At 71.6% G+C, this 13190-nt stretch carries 13 protein-coding genes and 1 pseudogene; 9 read left to right on the forward strand and 5 right to left on the reverse strand.

All coding sequences use genetic code 11. The features are described from left to right. Window positions 1-376 precede the first annotated feature (376 nt). The gene (locus tag F9C12_RS13290; protein WP_409466069.1) at window positions 377-724 is read right to left on the reverse strand and encodes an oxidoreductase; all 348 of its coding nucleotides are present in this window, start codon (window positions 722-724) and stop codon (window positions 377-379) included. Window positions 725-917: 193 nt separating this feature from the next. Between F9C12_RS13290 and lpdA the strand changes: the two genes are divergently transcribed. From lpdA to lipB, 7 genes are all read left to right on the forward strand, one after another. Beyond that, entirely contained in the window at window positions 918-2291 is a 1374-nt protein-coding gene (lpdA, locus tag F9C12_RS13295) for a dihydrolipoyl dehydrogenase (protein ID WP_409182285.1), read from the forward strand. A gap of 55 nt (window positions 2292-2346) precedes the next feature. After that, complete coding sequence (gene sucB, locus F9C12_RS13300) at window positions 2347-4134, forward strand: 2-oxoglutarate dehydrogenase, E2 component, dihydrolipoamide succinyltransferase (protein ID WP_409466070.1); 1788 nt, start codon at window positions 2347-2349, stop codon at window positions 4132-4134. 113 nt (window positions 4135-4247) lie between these two features. Then, window positions 4248-5348, forward strand: coding sequence for a serine hydrolase (locus F9C12_RS13305; protein WP_409466071.1), 1101 nt, complete (start codon window positions 4248-4250; stop codon window positions 5346-5348). 5 nt (window positions 5349-5353) lie between these two features. Continuing rightward, a complete protein-coding gene (locus tag F9C12_RS13310; protein WP_409182288.1) occupies window positions 5354-5839 on the forward strand; it encodes an ArsR/SmtB family transcription factor in 486 nt (161 codons plus the stop codon). Between the two features lie 15 nt (window positions 5840-5854). Further along, on the forward strand, window positions 5855-6733 hold the full coding sequence (locus F9C12_RS13315) for a TIGR01777 family oxidoreductase (protein ID WP_409466072.1): 879 nt from the start codon (window positions 5855-5857) through the stop codon (window positions 6731-6733). 2 nt (window positions 6734-6735) lie between these two features. Continuing rightward, a complete protein-coding gene (locus tag F9C12_RS13320) occupies window positions 6736-7359 on the forward strand; it encodes a phosphatase PAP2 family protein (protein WP_409466073.1) in 624 nt (207 codons plus the stop codon). Continuing rightward, complete coding sequence (gene lipB, locus F9C12_RS13325) at window positions 7356-8099, forward strand: lipoyl(octanoyl) transferase LipB (RefSeq protein WP_409466074.1); 744 nt, start codon at window positions 7356-7358, stop codon at window positions 8097-8099. Before F9C12_RS13320 ends, lipB begins: the two co-directional genes overlap by 4 nt. A gap of 63 nt (window positions 8100-8162) precedes the next feature. Here the strand turns inward: lipB and F9C12_RS13330 are convergent, their stop codons facing one another. Continuing rightward, window positions 8163-9098 (reverse strand): LLM class F420-dependent oxidoreductase, encoded by a 936-nt coding sequence (locus F9C12_RS13330; protein WP_409182292.1) that lies wholly within the window; start codon window positions 9096-9098, stop codon window positions 8163-8165. A 25-nt stretch (window positions 9099-9123) separates the two neighbouring features. Then, complete coding sequence (locus F9C12_RS13335) at window positions 9124-9735, reverse strand: TetR/AcrR family transcriptional regulator (protein WP_409182293.1); 612 nt, start codon at window positions 9733-9735, stop codon at window positions 9124-9126. 132 nt (window positions 9736-9867) lie between these two features. Here F9C12_RS13335 and F9C12_RS13340 point away from each other — a divergent pair, with 132 nt between their 5' ends. Next, window positions 9868-10389: a hypothetical protein gene (locus F9C12_RS13340; RefSeq protein WP_409466075.1), complete on the forward strand. Its 522-nt coding sequence runs from the start codon at window positions 9868-9870 to the stop codon at window positions 10387-10389. A 19-nt stretch (window positions 10390-10408) separates the two neighbouring features. Then, window positions 10409-11353, forward strand: a complete 945-nt coding sequence (locus F9C12_RS13345; protein ID WP_409466076.1) for an oxidoreductase — start codon at window positions 10409-10411, stop codon at window positions 11351-11353. Here the strand turns inward: F9C12_RS13345 and F9C12_RS13350 are convergent. Both F9C12_RS13350 and F9C12_RS13355 read right to left on the reverse strand, forming a co-directional pair. Then, window positions 11334-12794, reverse strand: a complete 1461-nt coding sequence (locus F9C12_RS13350) for a sensor histidine kinase (RefSeq protein ID WP_409466077.1) — start codon at window positions 12792-12794, stop codon at window positions 11334-11336. The genes F9C12_RS13345 and F9C12_RS13350 overlap by 20 nt on opposite strands. Beyond that, window positions 12791-13181: pseudogene (locus tag F9C12_RS13355) on the reverse strand (response regulator). Before F9C12_RS13355 ends, F9C12_RS13350 begins: the two are co-directional and overlap by 4 nt. Window positions 13182-13190: the final 9 nt, after the last annotated feature.

Below are 13190 nucleotides of genomic sequence, written 5' to 3' on the forward strand. Positions count from 1 at the left end.
GGCTCCCCGCACGACTTTCCAAGCCCAAAAACCGCCGCCGATGCACAAAACATCGAGGCACCCGGCCCCCACCGCAACCGCCGCACCAAACGAGCCAGGCACCCGGCCCCCAACCGCAACCGCAACCGATGCACCCAACAGCGACGCACCCAGCCCTAAAACCGCAGCATCTGCACCCAAAGAGCGTGGCACCCAGCCCCTCCCCCGCACCCCGATACGAAGCCTCCCTGCGGTTCGGGGGTGCTTGTCAAGGCATCTTTCCCGCCTTGACAAGCACCCCCGAACCGTCAGCACAATCAAGCTTCGGGGTGCCCCACGCAACCACTAACCGGCAATGTCGCCGCCAGGCGACGAGCCGAGCACCAACGCCCCCAACTCACCCACCCGGCCGCCGCTTCCGCCGCTCGGTGTACTCCCGCATCCGCTTCGGATAACCCACCCGCGCGACCTCGTACACCGGAATCGTGTGCTTCCGCCCGAACCGCTGCGCGGCATCGAGACTCCCGATCCGGCGGCGGGTCCATTCGCCGTCGTGCGCGACGAGCACCACAGTGGTGTCAGTCACCGTGGTTTTCGGCTCGACAAAAGCCTCCACCCCGCGGCGCGCGGCGGCCCATTCCTCCAGGTAGCGGGTGTCGCCCGAGCCTCCGGAGCGTCCTGCTCCGGCGGCCGGGCCGCGTCTTCCGCGGCGGCGCAACGAGTCGAAGATCCCCACTTCGACCACCTTTCTTCCGGCGAGAGTCCGGACTTCATTATTCCCAGTCGCGTGTGTGGCCGGTGTCGCAGCGCCGCCTTGGCCCGGCTAGGTCGCAACGCCGATCGGCGTAGTGACAAGATGGCGGTTGTCGCGCGCGCGGTTATACCGGGTGCCGCGGCGACCGAAGCTCCACCCCTATCGCTGCCGAGGAGTTATTGAAGTGAGCGACACCTCCGCCGACCTCGTGATCCTGGGAGGCGGATCGGGCGGCTACGCCGCGGCTTTCCGCGCGGCCGAGCTGGGCCTTTCCGTCACGCTGATCGAGAAGGACAAGCTGGGCGGGACCTGCCTCCACCGGGGCTGCATCCCGACCAAGGCCCTGCTGCACGCCGCCGAGGTCGCCGACGAGGCCCGCGACGCCGAGACCTTCGGCGTCAAGGCCGTGTTCGAGGGCATCGACATCGCGGGGGTGAACAAGTACAAGGACGGGATCGTCTCCCGGCTGTACAAGGGCCTCCAGGGCCTGGCCAAGGCGCACAAGGTCAACCTCGTCGAGGGCACCGGCCGGTTCGTCGGCGGCACGACCGTCGAGGTCGACGGCACCCGCTACACCGGCAAGAACGTCATCCTGGCCACCGGTTCGTACTCGCGCACCCTGCCCGGCCTCGAGCTCGGCGGCCGCATCATCGCGAGCGAGCAGGCGCTGACGCTGGACTACGTGCCGAAGAAGGTCGTCGTGCTCGGCGGCGGCGTGATCGGCGTGGAGTTCGCCAGCGTGTGGGCTTCCTTCGGGGTCGACGTCACCGTGGTCGAGGCGCTCCCGCGGCTGGTCCCGAACGAGGACGAGTACGCCTCCAAGCAGCTGGAGCGCGCGTTCCGCCGGCGCAAGATCGCCTTCAAGACCGGCGTGAAGTTCACCGGCGCGAAGCAGGACGACAACGGCGTCAGCGTGTCGCTGGAGTCCGGCGAGACGCTGGAGGCCGACCTGCTGCTGGTCGCCGTCGGCCGCGGCCCGAACTCGGCCGGGCACGGCTACGAGGAGGCGGGCGTCGCTATGGAGCGCGGCTTCGTGCTCACCGACAACCGGCTCCGCACCAACCTGGGAGGCGTCTACGCGGTCGGCGACATCGTGCCGGGCCTGCAGCTCGCGCACCGCGGCTTCCAGCAGGGCGTCTTCGTGGCCGAGGAGATCGCCGGGCTCAACCCGCGCGCCATCGACGAGCGCGGCATCCCGCGCGTCACCTACTCGCACCCCGAGGTCGCCTCGGTCGGGCTCACCGAGTCCCAGGCCAAGGAGAAGTACGGTTCGGACGTCACCACGTTCACCTACGACCTCGGCGGCAACGGCAAGAGCCAGATCCTCAAGACCTCCGGCGGCGTGAAGCTGGTGAAGGCGCCGGACGGCCCCGTCGTCGGCGTGCACATGGTGGGCGACCGGGTCGGCGAGCTGATCGGCGAAGCGCAGCTGATCTACAGCTGGGAGGCGTTCCCGGAGGACGTCGCCCCGCTGATCCACGCGCACCCCACGCAGACCGAGGCACTCGGCGAAGCGTTCCTCGCCCTCGCGGGCAAGCCGCTGCACGTGCACAGCTGACGCGCAACCAGCACAATCCAGACCACGTCTTAGCGATCAAGGGAGCCAGCGAACAATGGCCTACTCCGTCACGCTGCCGGAGCTCGGCGAGAGCGTCACCGAGGGAACCGTCACCCGGTGGTTGAAGCAGGAGGGCGACACCGTCGAGGTCGACGAGCCGTTGCTCGAGATCTCGACCGACAAGGTCGACACCGAAGTACCGTCGCCGGTGGCAGGCACGGTCGTGAAGATCAGCGCCAAGGAAGACGACACCGTCGAGGTCGGCGGCGAGCTGGCGGTGATCGACGACGGCACCGGCGGCGTGCCCGAGTCCTCCGCCCCGGCCCAGCAGGCCGAGCCGGAGCCCGAGCCCGCCCAGCAGCAGGAAGCCCCTGCCCAGGCCGAATCCGCCGCCCCCGCCGAGTCCGCCCCGTCGCAGCCGGACACCGCTCCGGCCGCGGGCGGTTCGGGCACCGAGGTGAAGCTGCCCGAGCTGGGCGAGAGCGTCACCGAGGGCACCGTCACCCGCTGGCTGAAGCAGGTCGGCGAGACCGTCGAGGTCGACGAGCCGCTGCTCGAGATCTCCACCGACAAGGTCGACACCGAGGTCCCGTCGCCGGTCGCCGGCACCGTGCTGGAGATCCGCGCGGGCGAGGACGAGACCGTCGAGGTCGGCGGAGTGCTCGCGGTCATCGGCGACGCGGGCGCCGCCCCGGCCGCCGCTCCGGCGCAGGAAAGCAAGCCCGCTCCGGAAAGCAAGCCCGAGCCCGCCCCGGCCCCGGTCCAGGAGAGCAAGCCCGCCCCGGCTCCGGCCCCGGCTCAGGAAAGCAAGCCCGCTCCGGCTCCGGCGCAGGAGAGCAAGCCCGCTCCGGCCGCCCAGGCCCCGGCGGACAACGGCTCCGCGGACGGCCCGTACGTCACGCCGCTGGTGCGCAAGCTCGCCTCCGAGCACGGCATCGACCTCGCGTCGCTGACCGGCAGCGGAGTCGGCGGCCGCATCCGCAAGCAGGACGTGCTCGCCGCGGCCGAGGCCAAGCAGAAGGCGGCTCCGGCCCCGGCCGCTTCCGCCCCGGCTGCTGCCCCGGCCGCCGCCGCTCCGGCCGCGCCGCGCGCCGCCGCGGTTTCGCCGGAGGTCGCCGCCCTGCGCGGCACCGTGCAGAAGGCGAGCCGGATCCGGCAGATCACCGCCACCAAGACCCGCGAGTCGCTGCAGGTTTCCGCGCAGCTCACGCAGGTGCACGAGGTGGACGTCACCAAGATCGCCAAGCTGCGCCAGCGCGCGAAGGCGGCGTTCAAGGAGCGCGAGGGCGTCAACCTCACGTTCCTGCCGTTCTTCGCCAAGGCGACGGTCGAGGCGCTCAAGCAGCACCCGAACGTCAACGCGTCCTACAACGAGGACACGAAGGAGATCACCTACCACGGCGCCGTGCACCTGGGCATCGCGGTGGACACCGAGCGCGGCCTGCTCTCGGTCGTGATCCACGACGCGGGCGAGCTGAGCCTGGCCGGTCTCGCGCACCGCATCGCCGACCTGGCGGCGCGGGCCCGGGCCAACCAGGTCAAGCCGGACGAGCTGACCGGCGGCACCTTCACCATCACGAACATCGGCTCCAACGGGGCCCTGTTCGACACGCCGATCATCGTGCAGCCGCAGTCCGGCATGCTCGGCACCGGCGCCGTGGTGAAGCGCCCGGTCGTGGTGAGCGACGCCGAGGGCAACGACACCATCGCGGTCCGCTCGATGGCGTACCTGCCGCTGACCTACGACCACCGCCTGGTCGACGGCGCGGACGCCGGCCGCTTCCTGACCACGATCAAGCAGCGGCTGGAAGAGGGCAACTTCGAGGACGAGCTGGGTCTCTGACCCGGCAGCCGCTCGGCCGAAGGCCCCCGCACCCGCCACGGGTGCGGGGGCCTTCGCCGTTTCCGAATATTCATGTATTCCGGAACTTCGGAATTCCGGAGTAATCTGATCTCATGCTCACTCGGCGAAGCTTGCTCACGTCGGTCGCAGCAGCGGGGGCCGCCACGTTCGTCTTGCCCTCGCTCGCACTGGCCGCTCCCCCGGACCAATCCACTCCCGACGGCTGGCTTGCCCGGCTGGCGGCGCGCCGCGACGACGTGTCCGCGGTCTTCTCCGACCGCAGGCGCTTCGAGCACCTGCCAGACCGGCAACGCCCGCTCGCCTCCGCGGTCAAGGCAGTGCATCTGCTCGCCTACACGACGGCGGTCGCCGAAGGACGGCTTGATCCGGACGAGCCGGTGCGCGTCGGCGATTGGGATGCCCGGCATCCGTTCTTCGGCGACGGCGTCCTCGGTCAGGGCACGCACCACGAAGCCCTCACGCTGCTGGGAATCCCGTGCGACGAGTTCGGCATCGCGAAGGACCCGGAGCAGCGAGTGCCGCTGCACCAGATCGCCGAACTGATGATTCTGGTCAGCGACAACGCCGCCGCGGACTACCTGCACGCCCGGCTCGGTGACGCGGCGCTGCGCCGCGCCGCCGCGCGCGGTGGCTGGCATCGCCCCGACATCCGGATGTTCTGCGGGGAAACGCTGATGTGGGTGTTCCCCGAGTACTGTCCGCCGCCCGGCACCCCGAGCGCGGTCCGCCGCGCCCTCGGCGACGCGCTGACGAACCGGTTCGTCCGCGACGCGGCGTTCCGCGCCACCGTGATTCCGCGGGTCTTCGCCCATCCGCCGACGCCCGAGCACACCAGGAGCTGGGACGCGGGAACCGGCCAGGGCACTGCCGCGCAGTTGTTCGGGCTGCACCGCGAAATCGCCGGGAGCGAAGACCGGGCCGCTGTCCTCGCGCAGCAGATCCTCACCCAGTTCCCGGAGCGGAAGCCGCCGGGCGCGGACGCCTTGCTGTTCAAAGGCGGCAGCTTGTCCACCGTCCTGGTGCTGGCGTTCGACGTGCTGTGGCCCGACCGCGCTCCGAGCACCGGCACGCTCCTGCTCCAGAACGCGACGGCCGCCGATCTGCGCGAGTTGCCAGGGCTGATGCGGCTGTGCGTCGACGCGCTGTACCTCCCGGACACCTTCGCCGCACTGGAGCGCGCGCTGGGACACTGACCCGCATGACCGAGGACCTCGCCGAGCGCGTCGCGGCGCTCGAACGCCGGATGGCCGCGCTGGAGGGACGGCCCGCCGAACCCGTCCTGGACAGTCCGCAGGGGATCGTCGGCTATCAGGGGGAATTGACCGATCCCGAGCTGCGCTGGGAAATCCGGCTCGCCGTCCCGGCGGCGCTGTCGCTGCCGGACGCGCCGCGCGCCGAGGTGCTGGCCGCGCTGGCGAACACCGACCGGATCGCGCTCGTCCGGCTGCTCGCCCGCGACGGCGCACAGACCGGGGCGGCGCTGCGGGAAGCCGCCGAACTCAGCTCTCCGGGACGGCTCTATCACCACCTCAAGGCGCTCACCGCGGCCGGACTGGTCGAGCAGGACCGGCGCGGCAGTTACCGGCTCAAGCCGACCGCCGCGATTCCCGCGCTGGTGCTGCTGACCGCCGCCGCCGACGTCGCCGGTCAGCTCCGCCCGGGTGTGCGCGAGCCCGGCCGATAGGACACGATCAGAGGCATGCGGGTACTCATCGCGGGCTCCGGCGGTCTCCTCGGCACCGCATTGACCGGACGGCTGCGCGAATCCGGGCACGACGTGCGCCGGCTGGTGCGGCGCACCGCGCGGGCGGAAGACGAGAGCGGCTGGGACCCGCCGTCGGGACGGATCGACGACGGCGCGTTCGACGGCGTCGACGCGGTGGTGAACCTGTGCGGAGCACCGCTGCTGCCCGGGCGGTGGAGCGGAATGCGCAAACAGCAGCTGCTCGACAGCCGCGTGGAGCCGACCGAAGTGCTCGCCGAAGCGGTCGCCGAGCATGGCATCGGCGTGCTGGTGAATGCCTCCGCGGTGGGCTACTACGGCAACACCGGGTCCACTGTGGTCGATGAGAACACCAAGGCCGGCAACGGTTTTCTCGCCGAGATGTGCGTCGAATGGGAGAACGCGACGGCCGCGGCGGCCAACGCCCGCGTGGTCTCGGTGCGCACCGGTCTCGTCCTGGCCCGCCACGGCGGCCTGCTCGACGTACTGCGCCCGCTTTTCCGCCTCGCGCTCGGCGGACGGCTCGGCGACGGCAGCCAGTACCTGCCGTGGATCGCGCTGGACGACGAAATCGGTGCCCTCCTGCACATTCTGGAGCACGATTCGCTGTCCGGACCGGTCAATCTCACCGGACCGATCCCGGTCACCAACGCCGAGTTCACCCGCGCCCTCGGCCGCGCCGTGCACCGGCCAGCGCCGTGGTGGGTGCCGGAAATCGCGATGAAGCTCGCTCTCGGCCAGGCCGCCGAGGAGATGGCGTTGTTCGGGCAGCGCGCGGTGCCGCGGAAGCTGGAGGCGAGCGGGTACGAATTCCGGCACCGCACCGTCGACAGCGCGCTCGCCGCGGCGACGTGACGATGCCGCGCTTCCGGTGGATCGTCGTCGGCGTGGTGCTGTTCGCCGCGTTCCTCGGGCTCGGCTTGCTCGTGGACCGGCAGCCGCTGCAGCTCGACGCCGAGGTCGCCACGGCCCTGCGGGGACAGGACACTCGCCTGGCCGGCCAGATCGCGGGCGTGGTGACGAACGTCCTCGGCCCGGTGCTGCCGTATGTGCTCGGCGCGGTGCTGCTGGCCATCGTGCTGCGGGACCGGTCGCGGTTATCGCTGTGCGTGCGGCTCGCCGTGGTGCTCCTGCTGTGCCGGTTCACCAGCCTGGCGTTCAAACCGGTGTTTCAGCGCCAGCGTCCGCGCGTGTACCCGGATCTGAGCTACCCCAGCGGCCACGTCGTTTCCGTGGCGACGACGAGCCTGGTCGTGGTGCTGCTCTGCGCCTGGCTCCGGCCGCGGTTCGTGCGGTGGGCGATCGGGATATCCGCCGCCGCGACCGTGCTGGCCGCGGCCTGCCGGATCGTGCTCGGCGTGCACTGGGTCACCGACACGGTCGGGGCCGTGCTCGCGGTGCTCGGCGTGGGGCTGGTGTCAGCGACCGCACTCCGGCTGATTCCCGTTCCGCCGGGCGAAAGGCGTAGCCTCGAACGGTGAGTTCTTCGAGCGCAAGCTGCCGGATCGCCACCGAGCCCCTCGTCGTGCGCGAGATCGGGACGATCGACTACACCGAGGCCTGGGACCTGCAGCGGGAGATCCTCGCCGCGCGCGCGGACGAAACCGGGCCGGACACCATGCTGCTGCTGGAGCACCCGTCGGTCTACACCGCGGGCAAGCGCACCGAACCCGAGGACCGGCCCGCCGACGGCACCCCGGTGATCGACGTCGACCGCGGCGGCAAGATCACCTGGCACGGCCCCGGCCAGCTGGTCGGCTACCCGATCCTGAAGCTCGCCGACCCGATCGACGTCATGCACTACGTGCGCCGCCTCGAGGAGGCGCTGATCGCGGTGTGCGACCGGTTCGGCGTGCGCTCCGGCCGCGTCGAGGGCCGCAGCGGCGTGTGGATCCCGGCCGACGAGCGCGGGATCGAGCGCAAGATCGCCGCGATCGGCATCCGCGTCCAGCGCGGCGTGACGATGCACGGGTTCGAGCTGAACTGCAACGCCGACCTGGCCGCCTTCGACAACATCGTGCCGTGCGGGATCCGCGACGCGGGCACCACGTCGCTGTCCTGGGAACTGCAGCGCGACGTCCCGGTCGCCGAGGTGCTGCCGGTGGCGAAGGAGCTGGTGCTGGCCGCGCTCGAAGGCGAACTGCCGGTGAGCGACGACCGCTGGCTGCCGCGTCCGGAGGCCCCGAAGGCCCCCGGCGTCACCTTCGCCCTGCAGAACTGACCTGACCGTCCGTGAGGGAAACCCTGAGGGACTCTGCTTCCCTCAGGGTTCCCCTCACCGCTTTCAGTCCAGCTGCGGCGCGACCTCGGAGGCCACGAACTCGATGTGGTCGAGGTCGGAAAGGTCGAGCACCTGCAGGTACAGCCGGGTGATCCCGGTCTTCTCCCGCCACTGCCCGATCCGGTCCACGATCTCCGCCGCGGTCCCGGCCAGTCCGTTGGCCCGCAGTTCGTCCACCTCGCGTCCGATCGCCCCGGCCCGGCGGGCGACCTCGGCCTCGTCCCGGCCCGCCGCGAGCACGAGCGCGACCGAACGCAGGATTTCCTTGGGGTTGCGGCCGATCGCCTCCGCCGCTGCGTCGACGCGCTCGAACTGCGCGAGCGCGGTGTCGGAGTCCACGAACGGCAGGTTGAACTCGTCGGCGTACTGCGCGGCCAGCGCCGGGGTGCGCTTCTTGCCGCCCCCGCCGATGATCACCGGCGGCGCGGGCGACTGCGCGGGCTTCGGCAGCGCGGGCGAATCGGCGAGCGTGTAGTACTCGCCGGAGTAGGAGAACTTCTCCCCGGCCGGCGTCTTCCACAGGCCGGTGATCACCGCGAGCTGCTCGGCGTAGCGGTCGAACCGCTCCTTGAGCGGCGGCAAGGTGAGGCCGTAGGCGGTGTGCTCGTCGTCGTACCAGCCGGTGCCGAGGCCGAATTCCACGCGCCCGCCGGACATCTGGTCCACCTGCGCGACCGAGATCGCGAGCGGGCCGGGGTGGCGGAAGGTGGCCGCGGTGACGAGCGTGCCGAGCCGGACCCGCTCGGTCTCGCGGGCGAGGCCGGCGAGGGTGATCCACGCGTCGGTCGGCCCGGGAAGGCCGTCCGCGCTGCCCATCTTGAGGTAGTGGTCGCTGCGGAAGAACGCGTCGTATCCCGCGGCTTCGGTGGTCCGCGCGACCCGCAGCAGGTCGTCGTAGCTCGCGCCCTGCTGGGGTTCGGTGAAGATCCTCAAGTCCATGTCCGCCAGCCTAACGGCGGATCCGTCACCCCGCGGCGGGCCGCTCCGCGGGACGGCGCAGCCGGGTCAGCATCCGCGTGATGACGTCCTCGATCTCGGCCCCGACCTTCTTCGGATCGGCCGCGCCGGCGATCTCGGTGGCCGCGCTCGACAGCGCGCCGAACAGCAGCCGCGCGGTGAGGTCGACCGGCACCGGCTCCACCTCGCCCGCGTCCACCAGCAGCTGCAGCCCGGACCGCACGAGCCCGAAGCTGGACTGCTCCTCCGCCTCGCGCCAGCGTTCCCAGCCCATCACGACCGGGCCCTCGTGGATGGCGATCCGCTGGTACGACGGGTCGAGACAGCTGCGGATGAACGCCTGCAGCCCGCCCATCGCGCGTTCCCACGGCTCGCCGTCGCCGGTCATGATCTTCTGCAGCCGGTCGTAGACCAGGCTTTCCACCTGTTCGAACGCGGCCTCGAAGAGCGCCTGCTTGCCGCTGAAATGGTGGTACAGCGCGCCTTTCGTGACGCGGGCGCGTTTGGCCACCTCGTCGAGCGAGGTGCCCGCGTATCCGCGTTTCGTGAACAGTTCGACCGCGCTGTCGACCAGGGCGGAGCGGGTCGACTCGGAGTAGTCGAGTCGTCGGGACCTCATTGTCGGCACGCTCACAACCTTACGCCGGGGGTCGCCGGACCATACCCGTGGTATGTTGGCCGCGTCAGGTCCGTACCGGGAGTATGCCGCAGACCGGCAGTATGGCCCGGGTCACGGAAGGGGAGCCACACCATGAGCTGGACCGACTTCTACCGGCGGCGAGAGATCCTCGATGCCGCTGTCCGCCAGGCGAGGCGGGCGCCCCGGGCGCCGCTGTCGCTGGCCGAGATCCCCGGTGCCGCCGAAGAGTTCGGCACCGAAGAGAACCTGCTGCTGGCGCTGCAGTACAAGTGGACGCAGCTGCTCAGCGGCTACCTGCGCGCCGAGTTCGCCGACCCCGACGAGGCGGAGCTGCCCGGCGACCAGGTCGACGCCGTCACCCGGGCGTGGCGGCAGGCGCAGCACGACCACGAAGACCTGCGGGCGGTGCTGGACGGCGCGCTCGAGCGCTGCCCGGCGCTGGAACCGCTGCACCGCACCGAACTGCACATGCTGGCGCTCACCGCGGGCCTCGCCGAACCGGAGGAGCCCGCCGACGAGATCGTCAAGGTCGGGCGGACGCTCGAGGCGCTCCTGCGCGCCGGCGACGCCGGCCCGGTCCGCAGGCGCGGCCCGGTCGGGCATCTGCTGCGCCTGCTCGCGCCGAGCGCGTGACGTGTAGTTAGCTAGCCCGATGAGCGAACGCTGGACCGAGGCCCGGATCCCCGACCAGAGCGGCCGGACCGTCCTGATCACCGGTGCGAATTCCGGCCTCGGCCTGCGTTCGGCGGAAGTCCTCGCCGCGCACGGCGCGCGCGTGCTGCTCGGCTGCCGTTCGCCGGAGCGCGGCGAAACCGCGCTCGACCGGGTCCGCGCCGTGGCTTCCGGAGCCAAACCCGAACTCGTTCGGCTGGACCTCGCCGATCTGGCGTCTGTCCGCGAAGCCGCCGCCAAGGTGCGCGAACTCGCCGGCGACGCACTCGACGTGCTGATGAACAACGCCGGGGTGATGGCCACCGCGCAGGGCCGCACCGCGGACGGTTTCGAGCTGCAATTCGGCACGAACCACCTCGGGCACGCCGCGCTGACGTGGCTGCTGATGCCCGCCCTCCGCGGCGCACCGGCCGGACGCGTCGTCACGCTGTCCAGCGTCGCCGCCATCGGCGCGCACCTGCACCTGGACGACCCGAACGCCGAACGCCGTCCGTACCGCGCGGCAGCCGCGTACGGCCAGGCGAAACTGTCGAACCAAACCTTCGGCATCGAACTGGACCGGCGCCTGCGCGCGGCGGATTCCACCGTGCGCAGCGTGCTGGCGCATCCCGGCTACACCGCGACCGGGCTGACCACGAACATGGCCAGCTCGTACCGGAATCCCGTGCTCCGCACCGCACTCCGGGAAATCGGCAAGCTCGGCGGAATGCTGCTGGCCCAGCGCGTCGAGCACGGCGCGCTGCCGCAGCTGTACGCCGCGACCGCCCCGGACGTCGAAGGCGGCGACTACCTCGGACCGGTTTTCGCCGTCCGCGGCCGTCCGGCGAAGGTGCGCACCCTCGCCCCGGCCCGGGATCCGGAAGCCGGGACCAGGTTGTGGGAGCTGACCGCCGAGCTGACCGGCGTCACTCCCGATCCGCGCTGAACTCCAGCAGCGGCAACGCGATCCGGAAACACGCTCCCTCCCCCACCCCGGTGCGCAATTCGAGTTCGCCTCCGTGCGCGCGCGTCAGCGACCGGGCGATAGCGAGCCCCAGACCCGCGTTCGCCCCAGGTGTCCGGGCGCGCGAACGGTCCGCGCGATAGAACCGGTCGAAGACCCGTTTCGCTTGCGCCGCGGGGATTCCCGGGCCTTCGTCGGCGACCTCCAGCACCGCCCGGCCGGCCACGGTCCCGACCCCGACGCGAACCGCGGTGCCCGGCGGAGTGTGCGCGACAGCATTGCCGACGAGATTGGTGACTACCTGCCGCAACCGCGCCTCATCAGCGTTCACCGGCGCCGGACCAGGCCCGCCCTCGCCGCCGGGGCCGGTCAGCTCGACCGGCCGCGACGGGTCGAGCGCGCGCACCGCGTGCCGGGCGTCGCCGGCGAGCGTGCGCAGGTCCATCGGCGCGCGGTCGAGCTGCGCTTCCGGGGATTCGTCCAGCTGGGCAAGCAAAAGCAGGTCCTCGGTGAGCGCGGCCAGCCGGACCGCTTCCCGGTCGATCCGGCGCATGGCTTCGTCCACATCGGACTGTTTCGGGAGCGCGCCCATCCGGTACAGCTCGGCGGTGCCCTTGATCCCGAAAAGCGGCGTGCGCAGTTCGTGGCTGACGTCCGCGGCGAAGGTCGGCATCCGCGCCTCGGAGGCGGTCCGGTCGGCGAAGGCGCGCTCCAGCTGTCCGAGCATGGTGTTGAGCGACCCCGCCAAGCGGCCGATTTCCGTTCCCGGCGCGGCGATCCCGGGCACCCGGCGGCTGAGATCGCCGCCCGCGATCGCCGCCGCGGTGTGCTCGATCCGGCGCAACGGACGCAGTCCGCCGCGCAGCGCGAACCAGCCCGCCGCGGTCAGCAGCACGAGCAGCACGGAGCCGGTGACCACGCTGCTGGTCCGCAACCGGGAGAGCAGGGCGTCCGCCTCGGCGAGCGGAGCCGCCGCGATCACCGTCCCGCCCGGGGCCGGAGCCGCGACCGCGCGCCAGCGCTGCGAACCGTTCGCGGCCCGCAGCTCGGCAGGCGGGCCGTGCGCCGGGACCGACCGCAGCTCCCCGGGCGAGGGCAGGGTTTCCGCGGCCAGCCGCGACGAATGGATCCCGCCGGTCACCGCGCCGTTCGCGCCGAGATAGACCACGTACGGGGCGCCGATCAGGTCCAGCGCCGGGTCCAGCACCGACGTCCGGGGGTCGCCCGCGGGCAGCCCGCCGGACGGCACGCGTGCGATCAGCTCGGTGAACCCGCGCAGCTGGGTGTCGATCCGGTCGAGCTGGTAGCGCTCCAGTCGCTCCGAGACAACGGCGCTGATCAGCGTGGGCCCGGCCAGCAGCAGCCCCGCGGTGATCAGCAGAAGCCGGGTGCGCAACGACATCCGGCGCAGCGGATGCCTCACCGCCGCGGCTCCCGCATCACGTACCCGACGCCGTGCACGGTGTGGATCAGCTTGGGCTCGCCGGTGTCGACCTTGCGCCGCAAGCGATCAGCTCCTCCAGGTCGAACGGTTTGGTCACGTAGTCGTCGGCGCCCAGCGACAGTCCGGCGACCTTGTCCGCCTGCCGGTCGCGAGCGGTGAGGAAGAGCACCGGCACCGGCCCGCTGCGGCGTCCGGCAGCATCACGTCGAGAAGCACCAGGTCAGGCGGCTCTTCCGCGGCGCGCGTGACTGCTTCGCCTGCAGTCGCCGCGGAACTCACCTCGAACCCGGCGAACCGCAACGCCGCGGACAGCAGCTGCCGCACGGTGGCCTCGTCGTCGACCACCAGCAGCCGAGCGGGCGTCATCCCTGCCAT

The sequence above is a fragment of the Amycolatopsis sp. GA6-003 genome (assembly GCF_046267895.1).
Classification (GTDB): Bacteria; Actinomycetota; Actinomycetes; order Mycobacteriales; family Pseudonocardiaceae; genus Amycolatopsis.

What these genes read in the sequence shown, in the direction of transcription:
- sucB (WP_409466070.1), top strand. Translation starts at nt 2,347, where the DNA reads ATGGCCTACTCCGTCACGCTGCCGGAGCTCGGCGAGAGCGTCACCGAG.
- F9C12_RS13305 (WP_409466071.1), top strand. Translation starts at nt 4,248, where the DNA reads ATGCTCACTCGGCGAAGCTTGCTCACGTCGGTCGCAGCAGCGGGGGCC.
- F9C12_RS13310 (WP_409182288.1), top strand. Translation starts at nt 5,354, where the DNA reads ATGACCGAGGACCTCGCCGAGCGCGTCGCGGCGCTCGAACGCCGGATG.
- F9C12_RS13315 (WP_409466072.1), top strand. Translation starts at nt 5,855, where the DNA reads ATGCGGGTACTCATCGCGGGCTCCGGCGGTCTCCTCGGCACCGCATTG.
- F9C12_RS13320 (WP_409466073.1), top strand. Translation starts at nt 6,736, where the DNA reads ATGCCGCGCTTCCGGTGGATCGTCGTCGGCGTGGTGCTGTTCGCCGCG.
- F9C12_RS13330 (WP_409182292.1), bottom strand. Translation starts at nt 9,098, where the DNA reads ATGGACTTGAGGATCTTCACCGAACCCCAGCAGGGCGCGAGCTACGAC.
- F9C12_RS13335 (WP_409182293.1), bottom strand. Translation starts at nt 9,735, where the DNA reads ATGAGGTCCCGACGACTCGACTACTCCGAGTCGACCCGCTCCGCCCTG.
- F9C12_RS13340 (WP_409466075.1), top strand. Translation starts at nt 9,868, where the DNA reads ATGAGCTGGACCGACTTCTACCGGCGGCGAGAGATCCTCGATGCCGCT.
- F9C12_RS13345 (WP_409466076.1), top strand. Translation starts at nt 10,409, where the DNA reads ATGAGCGAACGCTGGACCGAGGCCCGGATCCCCGACCAGAGCGGCCGG.